Origin of the sequence: Aeromonas sp. ANP5 (assembly GCF_963870295.1) — a bacterium.
Classification (GTDB): Bacteria; Pseudomonadota; Gammaproteobacteria; order Enterobacterales; family Aeromonadaceae; genus Aeromonas; species Aeromonas veronii.
The window spans coordinates 1-12,567 of sequence record NZ_CAWMRY010000021.1 but is presented as its reverse complement, the minus strand read 5'-3'; the positions used below and the strand labels follow the sequence as shown (position 1 = coordinate 12,567).

Genomic DNA, 12,567 nt, shown 5'->3' with positions numbered 1-12,567 from the left:
AGAGAGGCTGTTTAAACCGGGGGTTAAACAGCCACAACACAGGGTTAGAGGTAGTCAGCCACCACCAGCTCCAACTTGCCTTTCAGCTCGTTGCTGCTGCTGTTTGCCAGCTCTCGCTCCAGCATCTGGGTCGCCAGCTTCTCAAGGGAGGGCGGTACCACCAGCAGAGTGGCTTTCACCCCGAGCTTGCGGCCACCATCGGCTTGAAACTCCCGCATCTTGGAGAAGGAATCCCACAGGTTGTCGGGGGTCAACGCCCGCTTGTTGGCAAAGGCCAGTTGCCAGAAGCCAAAGCCTGCGGCATCACGGCAATCGACCCCGTAGCGGAACTCCTTGCGGGTGAATACCGCCTCGTCATCGATCTTGGTCATAGCGACCAACTCCGGTGACTTGCGATCCTGGAAGATGACCGGCTTGAGGGCGCGGCTGGTATCGAGCAGGAACCAGGGCTCCCCCGAGTAACCGGCATCCACCACCACGTTGGCAGTCATTACAGGGGTACCGGTACCATCGGCCTTGGGATAGACAGGGTGATCGGTGTCGAAGAAATACTGGCTGTCATAGCAAGGCGTGGTGAAGCCAGCACCGAGCAGACCGAAACAGAGCTCATCGGGGTGAATGCCCGCCGAACGGCCCATCTCGGCAAACATCGGCGCGTAGATACCCAGCTCGTCATCTGCGATATCGTTGCGATCGACAGCCACAGTGGCCTCGAAGTCTTCGTTGACGATCTGGTAACCGTGCGCCTTCATCGACTCGATCACCCGATCACCGACCCACTTGCGCAGACTGGGGAACTTGCCCAACCAGCCATAGGTGTTGGACTTGGTGGTCGATTTGATCACGGTGGCGATCTTGGTGTACTGGGCAGGCGCTTCACTCTTGGCGTCTTCAAAGTTCTTCTTGAAGCCGGTGAAGAGGGACTGCAACAGCGCGGGGGTAATCATGGCCATACGGGTGTTCCTTCTCTGGTTAAACAGGTTGGTCTGGCGGTCGCGTTCGTCCGATTACGCCGCTGCGCGGCTAATCGAACCTACCGGCCTTTTGCCTTGGCAAACTCTTCATAGGAAATGCCGAGCTGATCGGCGGCATACTTGTCGTCCGCCGAGAGCACAGCCTCTCCCTTCTTCTCGGGCAGGGTCACTTGGGTGGTCTGGCTGGCGGCCAGGGCGGCAATCGCCGGACGGGGCTCCAGCAACGCCTTGAGGGCCGCCACCCCTTTCTGGGCGGCATAGGCGGTCAAATACTCCTCTTCTGCTGCCACCACCTTGCCCTGGGTACGGGCTTCCTTGATCAAGGTCGCGGCATCCGTGGTCTCGACCTTGGCGCTCAAGGTGGCCACTTCCGTCACCAGGGCGTTATAGGTCTCCACCGGTACATACTTGGCCAGATCAATCTGGCCACCCTGCCCTGTGGCGACGGTCGCCTTGAGCGCGGCCAGCGAGGTGCGCTCAGCAGTGAGAGCTGCCTCCAGCTCCGGCGCCTTTTTGGCAATGGCCTGCAGGGTATCCAGAGCAGCCAGAGCGGCAGTCCCCTGCTCGGCGGTAAACTGGCCATCGGCACTCGCCTGGATGCCGAGTTTGCCGAGCAGCGCGATCAAGTGTTCGTTCATGGATTTCTCCTGTTGTGCAACATAGGATGAGGTGGCCAGCTGGCCGGGTTGGGTAGAGCTTGATGCTGGTAACGCACTCAAAGCGGCAAGCGCCTGCATGCCTACCACACCGGGGTCATTGGTAATGGCGGTCATCCGCAGTTCCAGCGGGCGGCCCTGGGCGTCATAGGGAAAGACGGCAGAAAGGAATCGGTACTCTTTGGCAGCCACCAGGGCAGCAGCCCGCTCCGTCCAGCGTGGCTTGATAAAGAGCCCCTGCCCTTCGCGCCATGCAATCTCGTCACTGTTGTACCAACCGGCCGCAGGGGCGGGCTGGCCGTTCTGGTCAGTCTTGAGGGTCTGGTGGTCGTAATCGATCAGAATGTCTTGCCCGAGCGCTTTGGCACGGGCAATCAGGGCTGCAGCGATCTGTCCGTCCAGTTGCCAGTGACCACTCGCCACATCGAACGGGCGACCGTCACGGGCCTTGAACGGGCCGACCGGCAGCAGCTGGTACCAGCCATCGCCTTGGGGGGTGAGCTGCGCATCGAGCACCGCCAGCCGCTCGCCGCTGACGGGGTTGGCTTGGAGGATGGCCACGAAGGGCGCTGAGTATGGGGTCTTGGATATGTTCATGCCGCCATAGTGCGGCGGCATGAAGGGAGATGGGGTTTATGGTGGGTTAAAGCTTATTCGTCACCCGATTTTTCATTCTGCTTTCGACCAGTAATAAATATGTATGCTAACCCTGTCATCGTACCGCCAGCCAGCAAGCTGCCAGACCATGCAAAATCTTTACTAATCAACCAAACCGAGCTGACCAGCGTGAACATACAAATAATAAAAGCAAATATCTGACCTAAGCGTTCATTCCATATCGACGCTGTCACAGAACGACTTTCAATATCGATACGATGTCCCTGCTGCCTTTCCGTCAAACTAACAATTCTATCTGCAAGCCCTGGGCAGATATCGTCATATTGAGCGAGCATAGCTGGTGGTGGCAGTGGACCTTGAAACGCGCTAACTTGGCGAACCATTCTAGGAACATTCTCAAAAGGCTCTTTTTCTACGCGACTGGCTACCTCTTGTATTAAAAGGTCTTCTGGCATTTCTTGTAATATCAATTGGAGTGCAGCTAAAGACTGCGCAACATCTTGGTCTTGATTTTCCTCAACACCAAAGTTAGTCTCAGAACTATCTTGCCTATCATCTTGGTTTACACAAGAAGAGTTTGAAACATCTTGTTCAACAAGCATGCTGAGCGCACTATCACACTCTCTTGCATTTTCAGTATCAGCATTTCTCAATGTTATTCTTCCTCTGATTTTTTATTATTAGATGAAAGCAAGTAGTACGCCTCTAGCAAATCTTTCCCCGTATTTGACCAATCAGAGGCTAATGCATCAACATCATTATCAAATGCCATATTTTTCAGATGGCGAAGTTTAGAACCAGCAGGGGCAATATTAAATGTTGCAATTGCATTTTTAAATGATTCGATAAACTTGGCATTATTGTAAAAAGGTGATGAATCCTTGACGCAATCAACGTTTAGATTAACCATAGCGGCATTGGATTTCACCCTCGATAGAAGGGCAATATATTCATCAGAGAAACCAGCCCTAGACTGAGTGATTACTTTATCATTAAAATCATGTCTTATTTTGGCTGACTCACACAGTTTCAGACGCAAAGCATCATAGTTCTTTAGCTGAGTCGAAAGCGAACCGGCAAGTTCCATGACATTGTTTAGCTTCTTCAAATCAGCCAAACCTGCACCTGCCATTTGAGCTGTTTGCATAGCTTCACGCTGCTTCTTCAGTGCACCTGCAACTTCCGCTGCATCACTAAGCTTCTTCAAATCAGCCAAACCCGCGCCAGCCATTTGAGCAACTTGCATCGTTTCACGCTGCTTCTTCAGTGCTCCTGCAACTTCTGCCGCATCGCTGAGCTTCTTCAAATCAGCCAAACCCGCGCCAGCCATTTGAGCAACTTGCATCGTTTCACGCTGCTTCTTCAGTGCTCCTGCAACTTCCGCCGCATCGCTGAGCTTCTTCAAATCAGCCAAACCCGCGCCAGCCATTTGAGCAACTTGCATCACATCACGGTGCTTATTCAATGCACTAGCGATTTCCGCCACATCGCTGAGCTTCTTCAAATCAGCCAAACCCGCGCCAGCCATTTGAGCGACTTGCATCACATCACTGTGCTTATTCAATGCGCTAGCGATTTCCGCCGCATCGCTGAGCTTCTTCAAATCAGCCAAACCCGCGCCAGCCATTTGAGCGACTTGCATCACATCACTGTGCTTATTCAATGCGCTAGCGATTTCCGCCGCATCGCTGAGCTTCTTCAAATCAGCTAAACCCGCGCCAGCTCCCCGCAAGGCATTGCTCCGCATCACCCCTTCACCACATTCACTTGAAAAACTGGCTATTTCATCTCCTAATAAGTTGGGTAAAGAGTCAGATTCGTGATGAGTCTGGCCATGTTGAAAATCATGTGTCGCATGATCTTGACCTGAAGTTGAAATCACGCTTGCTTCATTTCCTTTATCTTCATATGAATTCGATCCTTGGGGAAAAGCCGTCAACTCTGATTCCAACGAAGTATCTTTGAGTTGACCGGTTGGTTTTTTTATGTTCATACCATCCCCCTCTGACTTACCAGGGATACAACCTATACCGCCCTAGCATAAGGATGTGCCATACCTTTACCGTACCACAAACACTACTGTTTAAACCTGTTTAAGTGTACGTAAGACTACATGCAGCTCCTTACCCAATGCACCTTATCATACCCATCACCTCGAGCTCTTAAAACGAGTTAAATTCACTCCGCTGATAGATACCCCTCCAACGTCTCCAACACGCTCTGTTTATCCCCTTCCGACAGCCCCAGAGCACGGCGCTCTGGCAGGTTGATCTCGGGACGGCCGAACTGGTGGGCGGCACCGTATACCATGGGCGTACCGAAGTAGAGGGCCTGAGGCTCGACCTGATAGTCGAGGGTATCGCGCAGATCATCGTTCAAACGCAGCACCTCATCGGCATGTCGGGGCTTGCGGGCACGGTACTTCTCCGAGAGCGGGGCCCAGGGCTCCCCTTCCGGGCTCTCTTGGGCATCCCAGCGATCACGGTGAGACAGCAGCAGCTCTTCCCCTATATCAGCCAGCGGTTCGCTCAGGTCACCGGTTTTCTGATAGAGCTTGGCCAGCAGATCAAAGGCATCGGCCACCCCGTGGTGGCTGATGGCGATAAAGCTACCGGCCATCAGAACTCATCCTCAAAGGTGGTCATATAGTGCAGCGCCTCCTCATCTGCATTAGCCATCGCGGCCTCCCAGAGATCCCCCATCAGGTCAGCTTCCTCATCACGGGCTTGCTCACACAGGGCATCCAGCGCCTTGGCTTGCGCCAGGGTAAAGGGGCAATCCTGTGCCAGCAGGGCGCTGGCTTGTTCCAGCAAGGTCATTATCTCGCTCCTTTATGTTTTGATTTCCGGGGCCGCTAGCGGCCGCCCTTGGTAGTGGCAGCCGTAGCTTTGGCCAACATGGCTTCCACTCTCTTGGCCAGTTCGGGAAAGTGCTCCAGCATGGATTCCCTCGCCAGCACCCAGGCGGCAAACGCCTCGGCCGCCATCTCTTTGCCATTGGTTCCGGCATATTCGGTAATCAGGCCAATGCCGGTGAGATTCGGCTCCCCGGCCCAGAAGTGAACCTGATGGCCGAGCTCATGCAACCAGGTCGAGAGCCGCTGGGCCGATTCCCCCAGTTTATCGCCTACATTGGCCGACACACTCCAGTGACGGCGCAAGGCTTCACCACTGGCGCCTCTTGGCAGCAATTGGCGCGGGCCGCGATTAGCGTAGGCATCTGTCAGCACGTCGGCAGCCGCTGCTTGTACCGCCTGCATATCCACCGCCTTCAAAGTATCGCCCCCCTTTACCTTGATAACCAGATGATCCCAGCTGGTTGCGGTAAAGCCGTTGACCCTGCTGGCCCGGCGCGAATAGTAAAAAGAGCGCACCAGATAGGGATCTTTGCCCAGGTAATCAGCAATAGCCGGGGCAACCTTGAGCCCGGTCGCCCCCTTCCCCATTTCGGTCTGCTTGATAAACAGGGTTTTGAGCGGATGCGCCTTGAGGAACGCCGCCAACGGTTCGCGCTGGGGGGCTGGCAACTTGGCCAGAAGATCACTCAAACCCTGTGCAGTGACACCTTTAACGCTGGAGAAGGCGCTCTCCACTATCCGCTCTGGCAGCCGTTCGGCCAACGCAGGCTTGGCTGCTTCGCGCTTGGCCACCGCCTTGGTCAGCTCTGCCGGAGTCTGGGGGCGATAATCAAAGCCGGGATCGATACCTCGGGGGATCTTGTGTAACTCCCCGGTGGCCTTGTCCACCCACTCATATTCGCCATCGTCCGGGGCCTTGCCCACCACCAAACCGCGCCGCTTGAGGTCAGCCTCGGAGAGCAGGAACTTCTTGCACTTGCAGCCATAGCCATTGCTCGGGCTGTGCGTCTCCCACCAGGGGTGATCCACCGGCAGCGCCAGGTTGTTCCACTTGAGGTGCAACTCCCTTGGGTGCTCGGAGTCCCCATGACGATAGAGCGCATAGGGGCGCTTGTGCTTGATACGCTGGATCTGCTCTTCACGCCCGGCGTTATAGCTCTGGCGCAGGTTGGTCTCGAAGATGATGCGGGAACGCCAGGACGCCGGGCCTGTATGCTCCCAACCGTGGCGGGCCACAATCTCCTTGAACACCTTCTGAAAAGCTCCGATGGATTGCCCTTCACTGATCGCCTTGTCTACCGCACCGCGCAGGTCAGCCAGCAGCTCCCTCTTGGTGGTCCCCGCCACCATAAAGGCACGGTTATGGGCATCGCGCCACACATCGGCCCAGCGTTCACTCGGCATATCGAGCTTCTGGCGAAAGAAGGCGATCGCCTCGGCAAAGGGCAAGGAGCCATATCTGACTGGTGAAGAGCGAACGGGCATCAGCGCCCCTCCTCCATCTCAAGCATGCCGAGCAGCTCGCTGGCGGCGATGGCTTGTGCCATCAATGCCCCCAGATCGTCATGGCTGAGCTCAGGTTCTAGTGCCAGCAAGCCATCCCGGATCTCTTCCAGGGTAGTGGCCTGCATCACCAGCGTCTGGACAGCATCGGTCATTCCCGCCAGCAGAGGGGCAGCCTCGGCCTGCAACCGGGCCAACTGGGCATCGTTGTTATCTCCCTGCGCAGCTTTATTTCCTGCCAGTGTCACCAGTCCCTGACGGGTCAGCCGAGCCTTGAGCTCCGCCTCCCCTGTTGCCCCCCGATTATCCTGAATGGCCAATACCTCTTCCTGAGCGGTGGGCACCGGGATCTGCAGCTTGTCATAGACCCACTGGGTCGGGATCTTCATGCCGATAGAGACCAGAGTGCGCAGCGGCCCTGCCAGTTGCTGCATATCCTCCGGCTCGGTCACATCAAACTCCAGCCGGGGACTACGGCGCGGCCCCTGATAACTCTTGCCGTTCAGGGCATAGAGGGGATAGACCAGATCGCGGGTCAGGGTGGCGGCCAGCTGGCGGAGATCAGCATCCCGTACCTCCTGGCGCACCTCGTTATGGACATTGCCCAGGGCATTGGTCGAGCTCTTGCCATCGGCCTGTGAGGTCAAGGTGCCCCCCAGAATGGCCTTGCTCATGGAGCGCTCGCACCACTCCATCATCACCACAAAGGGATCGGCCTGACCACTGGCGGCGTTCTGGAACTCAATCTCCATCCCGCGCGGGATAATGCCCCCGGCGTTATGCCCGATGGAGAGCACTGCCTGCAGCAGGGTGGCCTTCTCTTTCTCGGTCGCCCCTTCCGGGTATTTGCCAAGCCGCACCGGCAGGCCGTAGATCTCCAGAAACTCGGCGAGATCCCGCACACTGTAGTTCTTGAACAGAAACGGCCAGATCAGGGTACGGACAAGGCCGGTGCGGGCCAGATACCCCGATTTGGACTTGGCCTTGTGCAGCAGCCAACCAAACGGGTTGAGGGCAACCCCTTCGTAGCTGTTATCACGCAGCCGCAGCTGGTTGCGATCGTCCGGGTGGGTCTGAAACCAGGCGGGATCGCGCCAGATGATGCCCTTGGGAAGCTGCAATCCCTCCACCAGCTCCCAGCCGCAGAACTCCTGGGCACAAAACCCCTTGAGCACCGCATCGGTGGCGTCAAAGATGGCATCATCAAACCAGGTGAAGTCCTCAATCAGCTCGCGGATCATCTCGCTGTCACGCTTCTCCACCGGTGTGGCATTGCGGGGCGGCTCGATTGCCCAACTGACCCCCAACAGAGCGCGGCGACGTTTGCCGAGTTCACTCTGCAGGTGGGCATCTTTCTCCTCCATGTCTTCGGCCAGCTCGCACTGGGCGATCAGGTTGCCCTGTTCTGCCTCCTTCAATGCTGCGGCCGCCCTGCTCGGGGTGAGCCCCACCGTGGGGTGTTCACTGTAGTGACGGCGCAACTGGGCCAGCGCTGCCGAGTTCTCGGTCTGCGGCTCCTTTTCAAGCCGCAGGGGATTGCCGTTGATATCGATGATCTTGCCCATTACCAGGCCCCTCTCTCGAACGAATGATGGTTATCGCCCCTTGCTTCATCGCGCTTGTTGGGCAGCGGGGTGAACTCGATGGCGCCCCCCTCCATCCAGCTGGCCCGCACCGCCATGGCCAAGGCCACCGCAAAGTCGCCGTGGCGCTGTTGGCCCCCTTGGCCGGTGTTCTTGCCCTTGTCGATCTTGGGGATGCCGTTGATGACCTGGATTTTCCCCAAGTCATCCTGCACGTCTGCATGGCGCGGGATGGTCAGGTTGCCATCCTCAAACTCTGCCTTGAGCTTGGGCATCCACTCCCGATACCAGGGGTCATTGAGCATCACGCACTCGATCATCCCGGCCCCCCAGCGCAAGCGGGCCGCCTCTGCCAGATAGCCGCCGTTACCGGTGGCATCGAAGGCCGCCGCCGTGAAACGGTGCAACCCCTGCAGCAGGTAGAACAGGATCTGGCGCTGACTCTCATAGGGGGCATTGACCAGCTCCACCACAAAGGGCACCTGTTTGCGCAAGTTGGTGGTGATGGAGAGCGGAACGAACACCGACAAATCCCCTTTGCGAGCGAAGTCCTCTCCCAACACATGGCGGCAACTGCGGTCGAGTGCTTCCAGACAGGGCTTGAGGTTCTCCTCGCACCAGATATCCACCACTGCTTTGCGGGTCTCCTCGCTCGAGAGCTCGAAGTCTTTGGGGGCGGTAAAGCGCAGAATAGGGATATCCGGTTGCATCGCCCGCTCGATCAGGGTGCGCTTGATATAGACGCCGCTGCTCTGCTTGGGTACGCAGAAATACTCCTCCAGAGCATCCTCTTCAGTGGCGGTAGCCTTGAGCAGCCCCGCCTTCCAGGCGTCCTCGGCTTCCTGTGTCCAAAGGCCGCCCTTGACCTGGCAGATCCGGCGATAGAGCCCCTGGCGGCAAGCATCGTCCAGGCTGATGGTATGGATGGAATACGCTTTACGGCCCGCTCGGCTGTCGTTGATGAGTTGGTTAAACAGGTTATCGACGCCGTTATGGGTACTGATCAACCGCACCTTGGCGCCCCACATGGTCAGCGCCATGGCGGCCTTCAACACCTCGGCCAGTCGGTCGTGGAAAGCGGCCTCGTCGATGGTCACATTGCCCTGCATCCCCCGCAGGTTGGAGGGGTTGCTGGAGAGCGCCTGCACCTTGAAGCCAGAGGCGAAATAGACCACGAAGGTGAGGATCGCTTTATCCTCATCGTCGGTGAACACCTCCTCCTGGATCTCACCGGCCGCCTTGTTGTACGCCTTGGCCCACATCGCCACCGCATCGATAAACTCGCGGGCCATCTCCTTGTTGCTGCCCACATAAAAGTGGTGGCAACCCCCGGCCGTCTTGGTCTTGGAGGCCGTCAGGGCCGCATCAGCAGCCTCTGCCCAGGTGATACCGGTACGGCGGCTCTTCTCGGCAATCTTGAGCGGGCTATCGTCGGCAATCCAGATGCGCTGGTACGGCAGCAACACCTCGTCGGGGTTGTATTCGGTACCCAGGGTCTGGGCCAACTGCTGGGCGATAGGGGTCTGAGCAATGGCGGTCATCAGGCAATCCCCAGGATTTCGCGGCGTATCTCGGCTGCGGCTTCACCGCTCAAGCCCGCCTGAGTCACGATCGCTTCGGTCTTGGCGGCCACCTCTTCGGCAAATGCCTGGCGGATCTCCTTCTCCCGCTTATGACTCTGCATGGCAGTCGATTCGAGCCGCTGGGCCGCCAGCATAGCGTTCTTCAGCATGTCGATATCCACCGCCTCCTCTGGGTTCTGCACCTGAGCCAGCATCGCCTTGAACAACTGGGAGCGGCCCAGCTCCAGAATGAGCTTGGTGGTCTCCCCCATCGGCTTGTCACCAAGCTGGGAGGTCAAGGCGGCCGTGGTTTCTCGCAAATCCCGCAGGTGCTGGCCGACCTGTTCAACCTGGCTGGCATGACGGCTTAACCCGGAGCGGGAGAGCTTGAGCTCATCGGGCAAGCCCGCCTCCTCGATCAGGCCATTGATCTCATCCAGGATGTCGGCCTGGCTGTTGCCCTTGTCCCGCAGCATCTCGTTGAGCGCGTTGCGGATTGACTCAGGCAGCAGCCACACCTTGCTGGCGCGGCCTCGGGTCGGTTTATCACTCATGCTTAATCCTCCCCTTAATCCCCAGCCCTGGGCTTCTTGACGCCGGGCACCGTTGCCCGGCCCTCTGCCACGTCCTGGCCACGACCGGTCAAGTGAGCCACCTGCACAGTGGCCAGTCGCTCGATGCGCACCAGCCCCTGCTCTTCCAGCCAGGCCAGCAGGGTTTTCACCCGATCCCGCGTCACCCGACCGGTACCCAGCTGGTCGAGGCAGTCATTGAGGATTGACTCGTTGGCGGCACCACCGATATCCAGCAGGGAGCGCAGGATCACCAGCCGCTGCTGGGCGTCCAATATTTGTTGAATGCTCATGGCTTCTCCTTCTGTACGGCGGCGAGCTCATTTTCCAATAGCAGATCGGCAAGGCGGCGAGCTTGGCGCAGCTCCGGCTTCACCTCCCGCAACTCCCCCCTCAGCTCGCTGATCTCCAGCTGCAGCTTGTGCAGCTCACGCTCACTCGGCAGATCCGCCAGTACCTGCTCCACCCGCTGCACTCTCTGCACCAGGGCTGTGAGGTCTTCGCGCTTGGCGTAGGTCTTGGAGAGCAAGATGATGATCACCAGCCCAACCAAACTCGCCAATGCATAAAGAGGCCCCCAGTTCTTAACGATGAATTCCCACATGAGTGACCCCCTCCCTCTGGCTCGGTAATAAAAGCGGCCTCCTGTTCCCATTAACGATGAAATCCCACACGGGTCGCCTCCTTGCGCTCATACAGGGTCTGGCACTCGATACAGCGCTCGGCACCAGGCTCGGCTACAAGGCGGGAGGTCGGGATGGCTTCGTCACAATCGCAGCAGATACCATCGCCGTGTGGCCTTGCCCTATTCTGGTGGACTTCGATAATGCGCCCAGTCCGATCGGCATCGGCCTGCTGGGCGCGGTCTATTTGGTCTGTCACATGACCTCTCTCGGAGCCCATCCCATTAGGCTATTTCACTTGCCATTTTGGCCCTGGGCAGTGCTCGAAAGCCTCACGTACTGCGTGTACGCTGCGGTTTCTGCGCGCTGTCCGAGACCAAACTGGCTGCGCCAATCACGCCTACTGGAACAGGCTCAAACAGTGTTTTAACGGACGGTATGGGTCGCCTTGATGCGGCCCCAGATGGCGAGCAGGCCACCCACCGCACTGGCCAGATCCACCAGGGTGGATGCCAAGCTGGCTTGGGTACCCGCATCGACCGGCACACCGAACAGGCCCGCTATACCGGCCCCCACGGCAATCACACCACCGATCACGGTGCGGCTTTTAAAGGCAGACTTCGCTTGAGGTAACAGGGAATCAGGCATGATGGGCTTCCTTCTTTTTGGGTTGAAATAACGGTGGTTGGGAATGACGGGCACGGGCCCGCAGGCGATCCAGTTCGGTCACCGATCGCCACCACTTATTTGTCAACAGAGAGCCGAACAGGGATTGACGGGTCTGGTGGTGGCTATAGAGCGGGATCGCCTTCGGGTCAGCGATCTGATTGGCCAGAGCTGCCTTGAGATGGGCTTTGCGCCCATCCTTGAAGCAAGCGAGATAACGGGGGTTCTTGAGCTCAGGGATGCCAAAGCAGCCCGCAGCCTGGATCGCGGCCGCTGCCTTCTGTTGCTTGATGGTCAGCACGCTCATGCCACCACCTCGCCAACCACGTCGGAAAGGAGGTAGCTCTGCAGACGCAGCAGCCGGTTGATCCAGCCATCGGCATTGGCCCATTGACTCGGGTCTTTGCGCACAATGCCGTGCATGAAGCTGGCCCGCTGTATCATCAGCGCCAGCAAGAACGGGCCTTCGCCCTTGGTGCCCAGTTGCTGTTTGAGCCTGCCAATCGACACCGGGCCAAGGCGGCCATCAGCCATCACCCCCAAGACCTGCTGCAGCTGTTGGATGGCGCGTTTCGGCCCGTGATGCACCGCTGCATCAAACACGGCGATAGCGAGGGCCGGGCTTAAGCTGGCGATCAGGTCACAGCGGGCGGGTACCCAGTAGTTCTGGCGGTAAAAGGGCTCGGTATGGGCCGGAGTCAGATCACCGATAGCGATATCGGGTACCCCATCCCGATCGAGGTCGGCCATGCCGTCCTTCTTGCCATCGGCGGTATCGGCAATGCCGTACTTGGTATGACCACCACGGTCGGCGGGATGGTTGACTTCGCCCCCTTCCACATCGGGACGAAGCAGCCATTTAAGTGCGAGTGATAACATAAAGGCCCCTCGGTGAACTGCGTTATCAGCAGCGTACCGAGGGGCCTGTATGGCATGGGTTTATGGTATGTTAC

The 12,567-nt window shown here is 58.0% G+C and carries 16 protein-coding genes; all 16 read right to left on the bottom strand.

Annotation, left to right across the window (positions count from 1 at the left end; all coding sequences use genetic code 11):
- Window positions 1-44: 44 nt before the first annotated feature.
- The gene (locus AACT07_RS12880; RefSeq protein ID WP_069528117.1) at window positions 45-953 is read right to left on the bottom strand and encodes a Mu-like prophage major head subunit gpT family protein; all 909 of its coding nucleotides are present in this window, start codon (window positions 951-953) and stop codon (window positions 45-47) included.
- 80 nt (window positions 954-1,033) lie between these two features.
- Window positions 1,034-2,248 carry a phage protease gene (locus tag AACT07_RS12875; protein WP_069528116.1) on the bottom strand — a complete coding sequence of 405 codons (1,215 nt, stop codon included), beginning with the start codon at window positions 2,246-2,248 and terminating at the stop codon, window positions 1,034-1,036.
- Window positions 2,249-2,280: 32 nt separating this feature from the next.
- The gene (locus AACT07_RS12870; protein ID WP_069528114.1) at window positions 2,281-2,901 is read right to left on the bottom strand and encodes a DUF2335 domain-containing protein; all 621 of its coding nucleotides are present in this window, start codon (window positions 2,899-2,901) and stop codon (window positions 2,281-2,283) included.
- 2 nt (window positions 2,902-2,903) lie between these two features.
- A complete protein-coding gene (locus AACT07_RS12865; protein WP_139126503.1) occupies window positions 2,904-4,241 on the bottom strand; it encodes a hypothetical protein in 1,338 nt (445 codons plus the stop codon).
- A gap of 185 nt (window positions 4,242-4,426) precedes the next feature.
- Window positions 4,427-4,867, bottom strand: coding sequence for a phage virion morphogenesis protein (locus AACT07_RS12860; protein WP_069528111.1), 441 nt, complete (start codon window positions 4,865-4,867; stop codon window positions 4,427-4,429).
- On the bottom strand, window positions 4,867-5,067 hold the full coding sequence (locus AACT07_RS12855; protein WP_069528109.1) for a hypothetical protein: 201 nt from the start codon (window positions 5,065-5,067) through the stop codon (window positions 4,867-4,869). The genes AACT07_RS12860 and AACT07_RS12855 overlap by 1 nt, the downstream gene beginning before the upstream one ends.
- A 35-nt stretch (window positions 5,068-5,102) precedes the next feature.
- Window positions 5,103-6,590 (bottom strand): phage minor head protein, encoded by a 1,488-nt coding sequence (locus AACT07_RS12850; RefSeq protein WP_069528107.1) that lies wholly within the window; start codon window positions 6,588-6,590, stop codon window positions 5,103-5,105.
- Window positions 6,590-8,173, bottom strand: coding sequence for a DUF935 domain-containing protein (locus tag AACT07_RS12845; protein ID WP_069528105.1), 1,584 nt, complete (start codon window positions 8,171-8,173; stop codon window positions 6,590-6,592). Before AACT07_RS12845 ends, AACT07_RS12850 begins: the two co-directional genes overlap by 1 nt.
- Window positions 8,173-9,732: a terminase large subunit domain-containing protein gene (locus tag AACT07_RS12840; protein ID WP_069528103.1), complete on the bottom strand. Its 1,560-nt coding sequence runs from the start codon at window positions 9,730-9,732 to the stop codon at window positions 8,173-8,175. Before AACT07_RS12840 ends, AACT07_RS12845 begins: the two co-directional genes overlap by 1 nt.
- Window positions 9,732-10,307, bottom strand: a complete 576-nt coding sequence (locus tag AACT07_RS12835) for a DUF3486 family protein (RefSeq protein WP_069528101.1) — start codon at window positions 10,305-10,307, stop codon at window positions 9,732-9,734. Before AACT07_RS12835 ends, AACT07_RS12840 begins: the two co-directional genes overlap by 1 nt.
- Window positions 10,308-10,321: 14 nt before the next feature.
- Window positions 10,322-10,618 carry a VpaChn25_0724 family phage protein gene (locus AACT07_RS12830; RefSeq protein ID WP_069528099.1) on the bottom strand — a complete coding sequence of 99 codons (297 nt, stop codon included), beginning with the start codon at window positions 10,616-10,618 and terminating at the stop codon, window positions 10,322-10,324.
- A complete protein-coding gene (locus AACT07_RS12825; RefSeq protein ID WP_069528097.1) occupies window positions 10,615-10,929 on the bottom strand; it encodes a DUF2730 family protein in 315 nt (104 codons plus the stop codon). Before AACT07_RS12825 ends, AACT07_RS12830 begins: the two co-directional genes overlap by 4 nt.
- Window positions 10,930-10,979: 50 nt before the next feature.
- Window positions 10,980-11,207: a TraR/DksA C4-type zinc finger protein gene (locus AACT07_RS12820; RefSeq protein ID WP_083249975.1), complete on the bottom strand. Its 228-nt coding sequence runs from the start codon at window positions 11,205-11,207 to the stop codon at window positions 10,980-10,982.
- A gap of 167 nt (window positions 11,208-11,374) precedes the next feature.
- Window positions 11,375-11,596 (bottom strand): hypothetical protein, encoded by a 222-nt coding sequence (locus AACT07_RS12815; RefSeq protein ID WP_005353373.1) that lies wholly within the window; start codon window positions 11,594-11,596, stop codon window positions 11,375-11,377.
- The gene (locus AACT07_RS12810) at window positions 11,589-11,921 is read right to left on the bottom strand and encodes a hypothetical protein (RefSeq protein ID WP_069528094.1); all 333 of its coding nucleotides are present in this window, start codon (window positions 11,919-11,921) and stop codon (window positions 11,589-11,591) included. Before AACT07_RS12810 ends, AACT07_RS12815 begins: the two co-directional genes overlap by 8 nt.
- A complete protein-coding gene (locus AACT07_RS12805; RefSeq protein ID WP_069528092.1) occupies window positions 11,918-12,493 on the bottom strand; it encodes a glycoside hydrolase family 108 protein in 576 nt (191 codons plus the stop codon). The genes AACT07_RS12810 and AACT07_RS12805 overlap by 4 nt, the downstream gene beginning before the upstream one ends.
- Window positions 12,494-12,567 lie beyond the last annotated feature (74 nt).

What these genes read in the sequence shown, in the direction of transcription:
- AACT07_RS12880 (WP_069528117.1), bottom strand. Translation starts at nt 953, where the DNA reads ATGGCCATGATTACCCCCGCGCTGTTGCAGTCCCTCTTCACCGGCTTC.
- AACT07_RS12875 (WP_069528116.1), bottom strand. Translation starts at nt 2,248, where the DNA reads ATGCCGCCGCACTATGGCGGCATGAACATATCCAAGACCCCATACTCA.
- AACT07_RS12865 (WP_139126503.1), bottom strand. Translation starts at nt 4,241, where the DNA reads ATGAACATAAAAAAACCAACCGGTCAACTCAAAGATACTTCGTTGGAA.
- AACT07_RS12860 (WP_069528111.1), bottom strand. Translation starts at nt 4,867, where the DNA reads ATGGCCGGTAGCTTTATCGCCATCAGCCACCACGGGGTGGCCGATGCC.
- AACT07_RS12855 (WP_069528109.1), bottom strand. Translation starts at nt 5,067, where the DNA reads ATGACCTTGCTGGAACAAGCCAGCGCCCTGCTGGCACAGGATTGCCCC.
- AACT07_RS12850 (WP_069528107.1), bottom strand. Translation starts at nt 6,590, where the DNA reads ATGCCCGTTCGCTCTTCACCAGTCAGATATGGCTCCTTGCCCTTTGCC.
- AACT07_RS12845 (WP_069528105.1), bottom strand. Translation starts at nt 8,173, where the DNA reads ATGGGCAAGATCATCGATATCAACGGCAATCCCCTGCGGCTTGAAAAG.
- AACT07_RS12840 (WP_069528103.1), bottom strand. Translation starts at nt 9,732, where the DNA reads ATGACCGCCATTGCTCAGACCCCTATCGCCCAGCAGTTGGCCCAGACC.
- AACT07_RS12835 (WP_069528101.1), bottom strand. Translation starts at nt 10,307, where the DNA reads ATGAGTGATAAACCGACCCGAGGCCGCGCCAGCAAGGTGTGGCTGCTG.
- AACT07_RS12830 (WP_069528099.1), bottom strand. Translation starts at nt 10,618, where the DNA reads ATGAGCATTCAACAAATATTGGACGCCCAGCAGCGGCTGGTGATCCTG.
- AACT07_RS12825 (WP_069528097.1), bottom strand. Translation starts at nt 10,929, where the DNA reads ATGTGGGAATTCATCGTTAAGAACTGGGGGCCTCTTTATGCATTGGCG.
- AACT07_RS12815 (WP_005353373.1), bottom strand. Translation starts at nt 11,596, where the DNA reads ATGCCTGATTCCCTGTTACCTCAAGCGAAGTCTGCCTTTAAAAGCCGC.
- AACT07_RS12810 (WP_069528094.1), bottom strand. Translation starts at nt 11,921, where the DNA reads ATGAGCGTGCTGACCATCAAGCAACAGAAGGCAGCGGCCGCGATCCAG.
- AACT07_RS12805 (WP_069528092.1), bottom strand. Translation starts at nt 12,493, where the DNA reads ATGTTATCACTCGCACTTAAATGGCTGCTTCGTCCCGATGTGGAAGGG.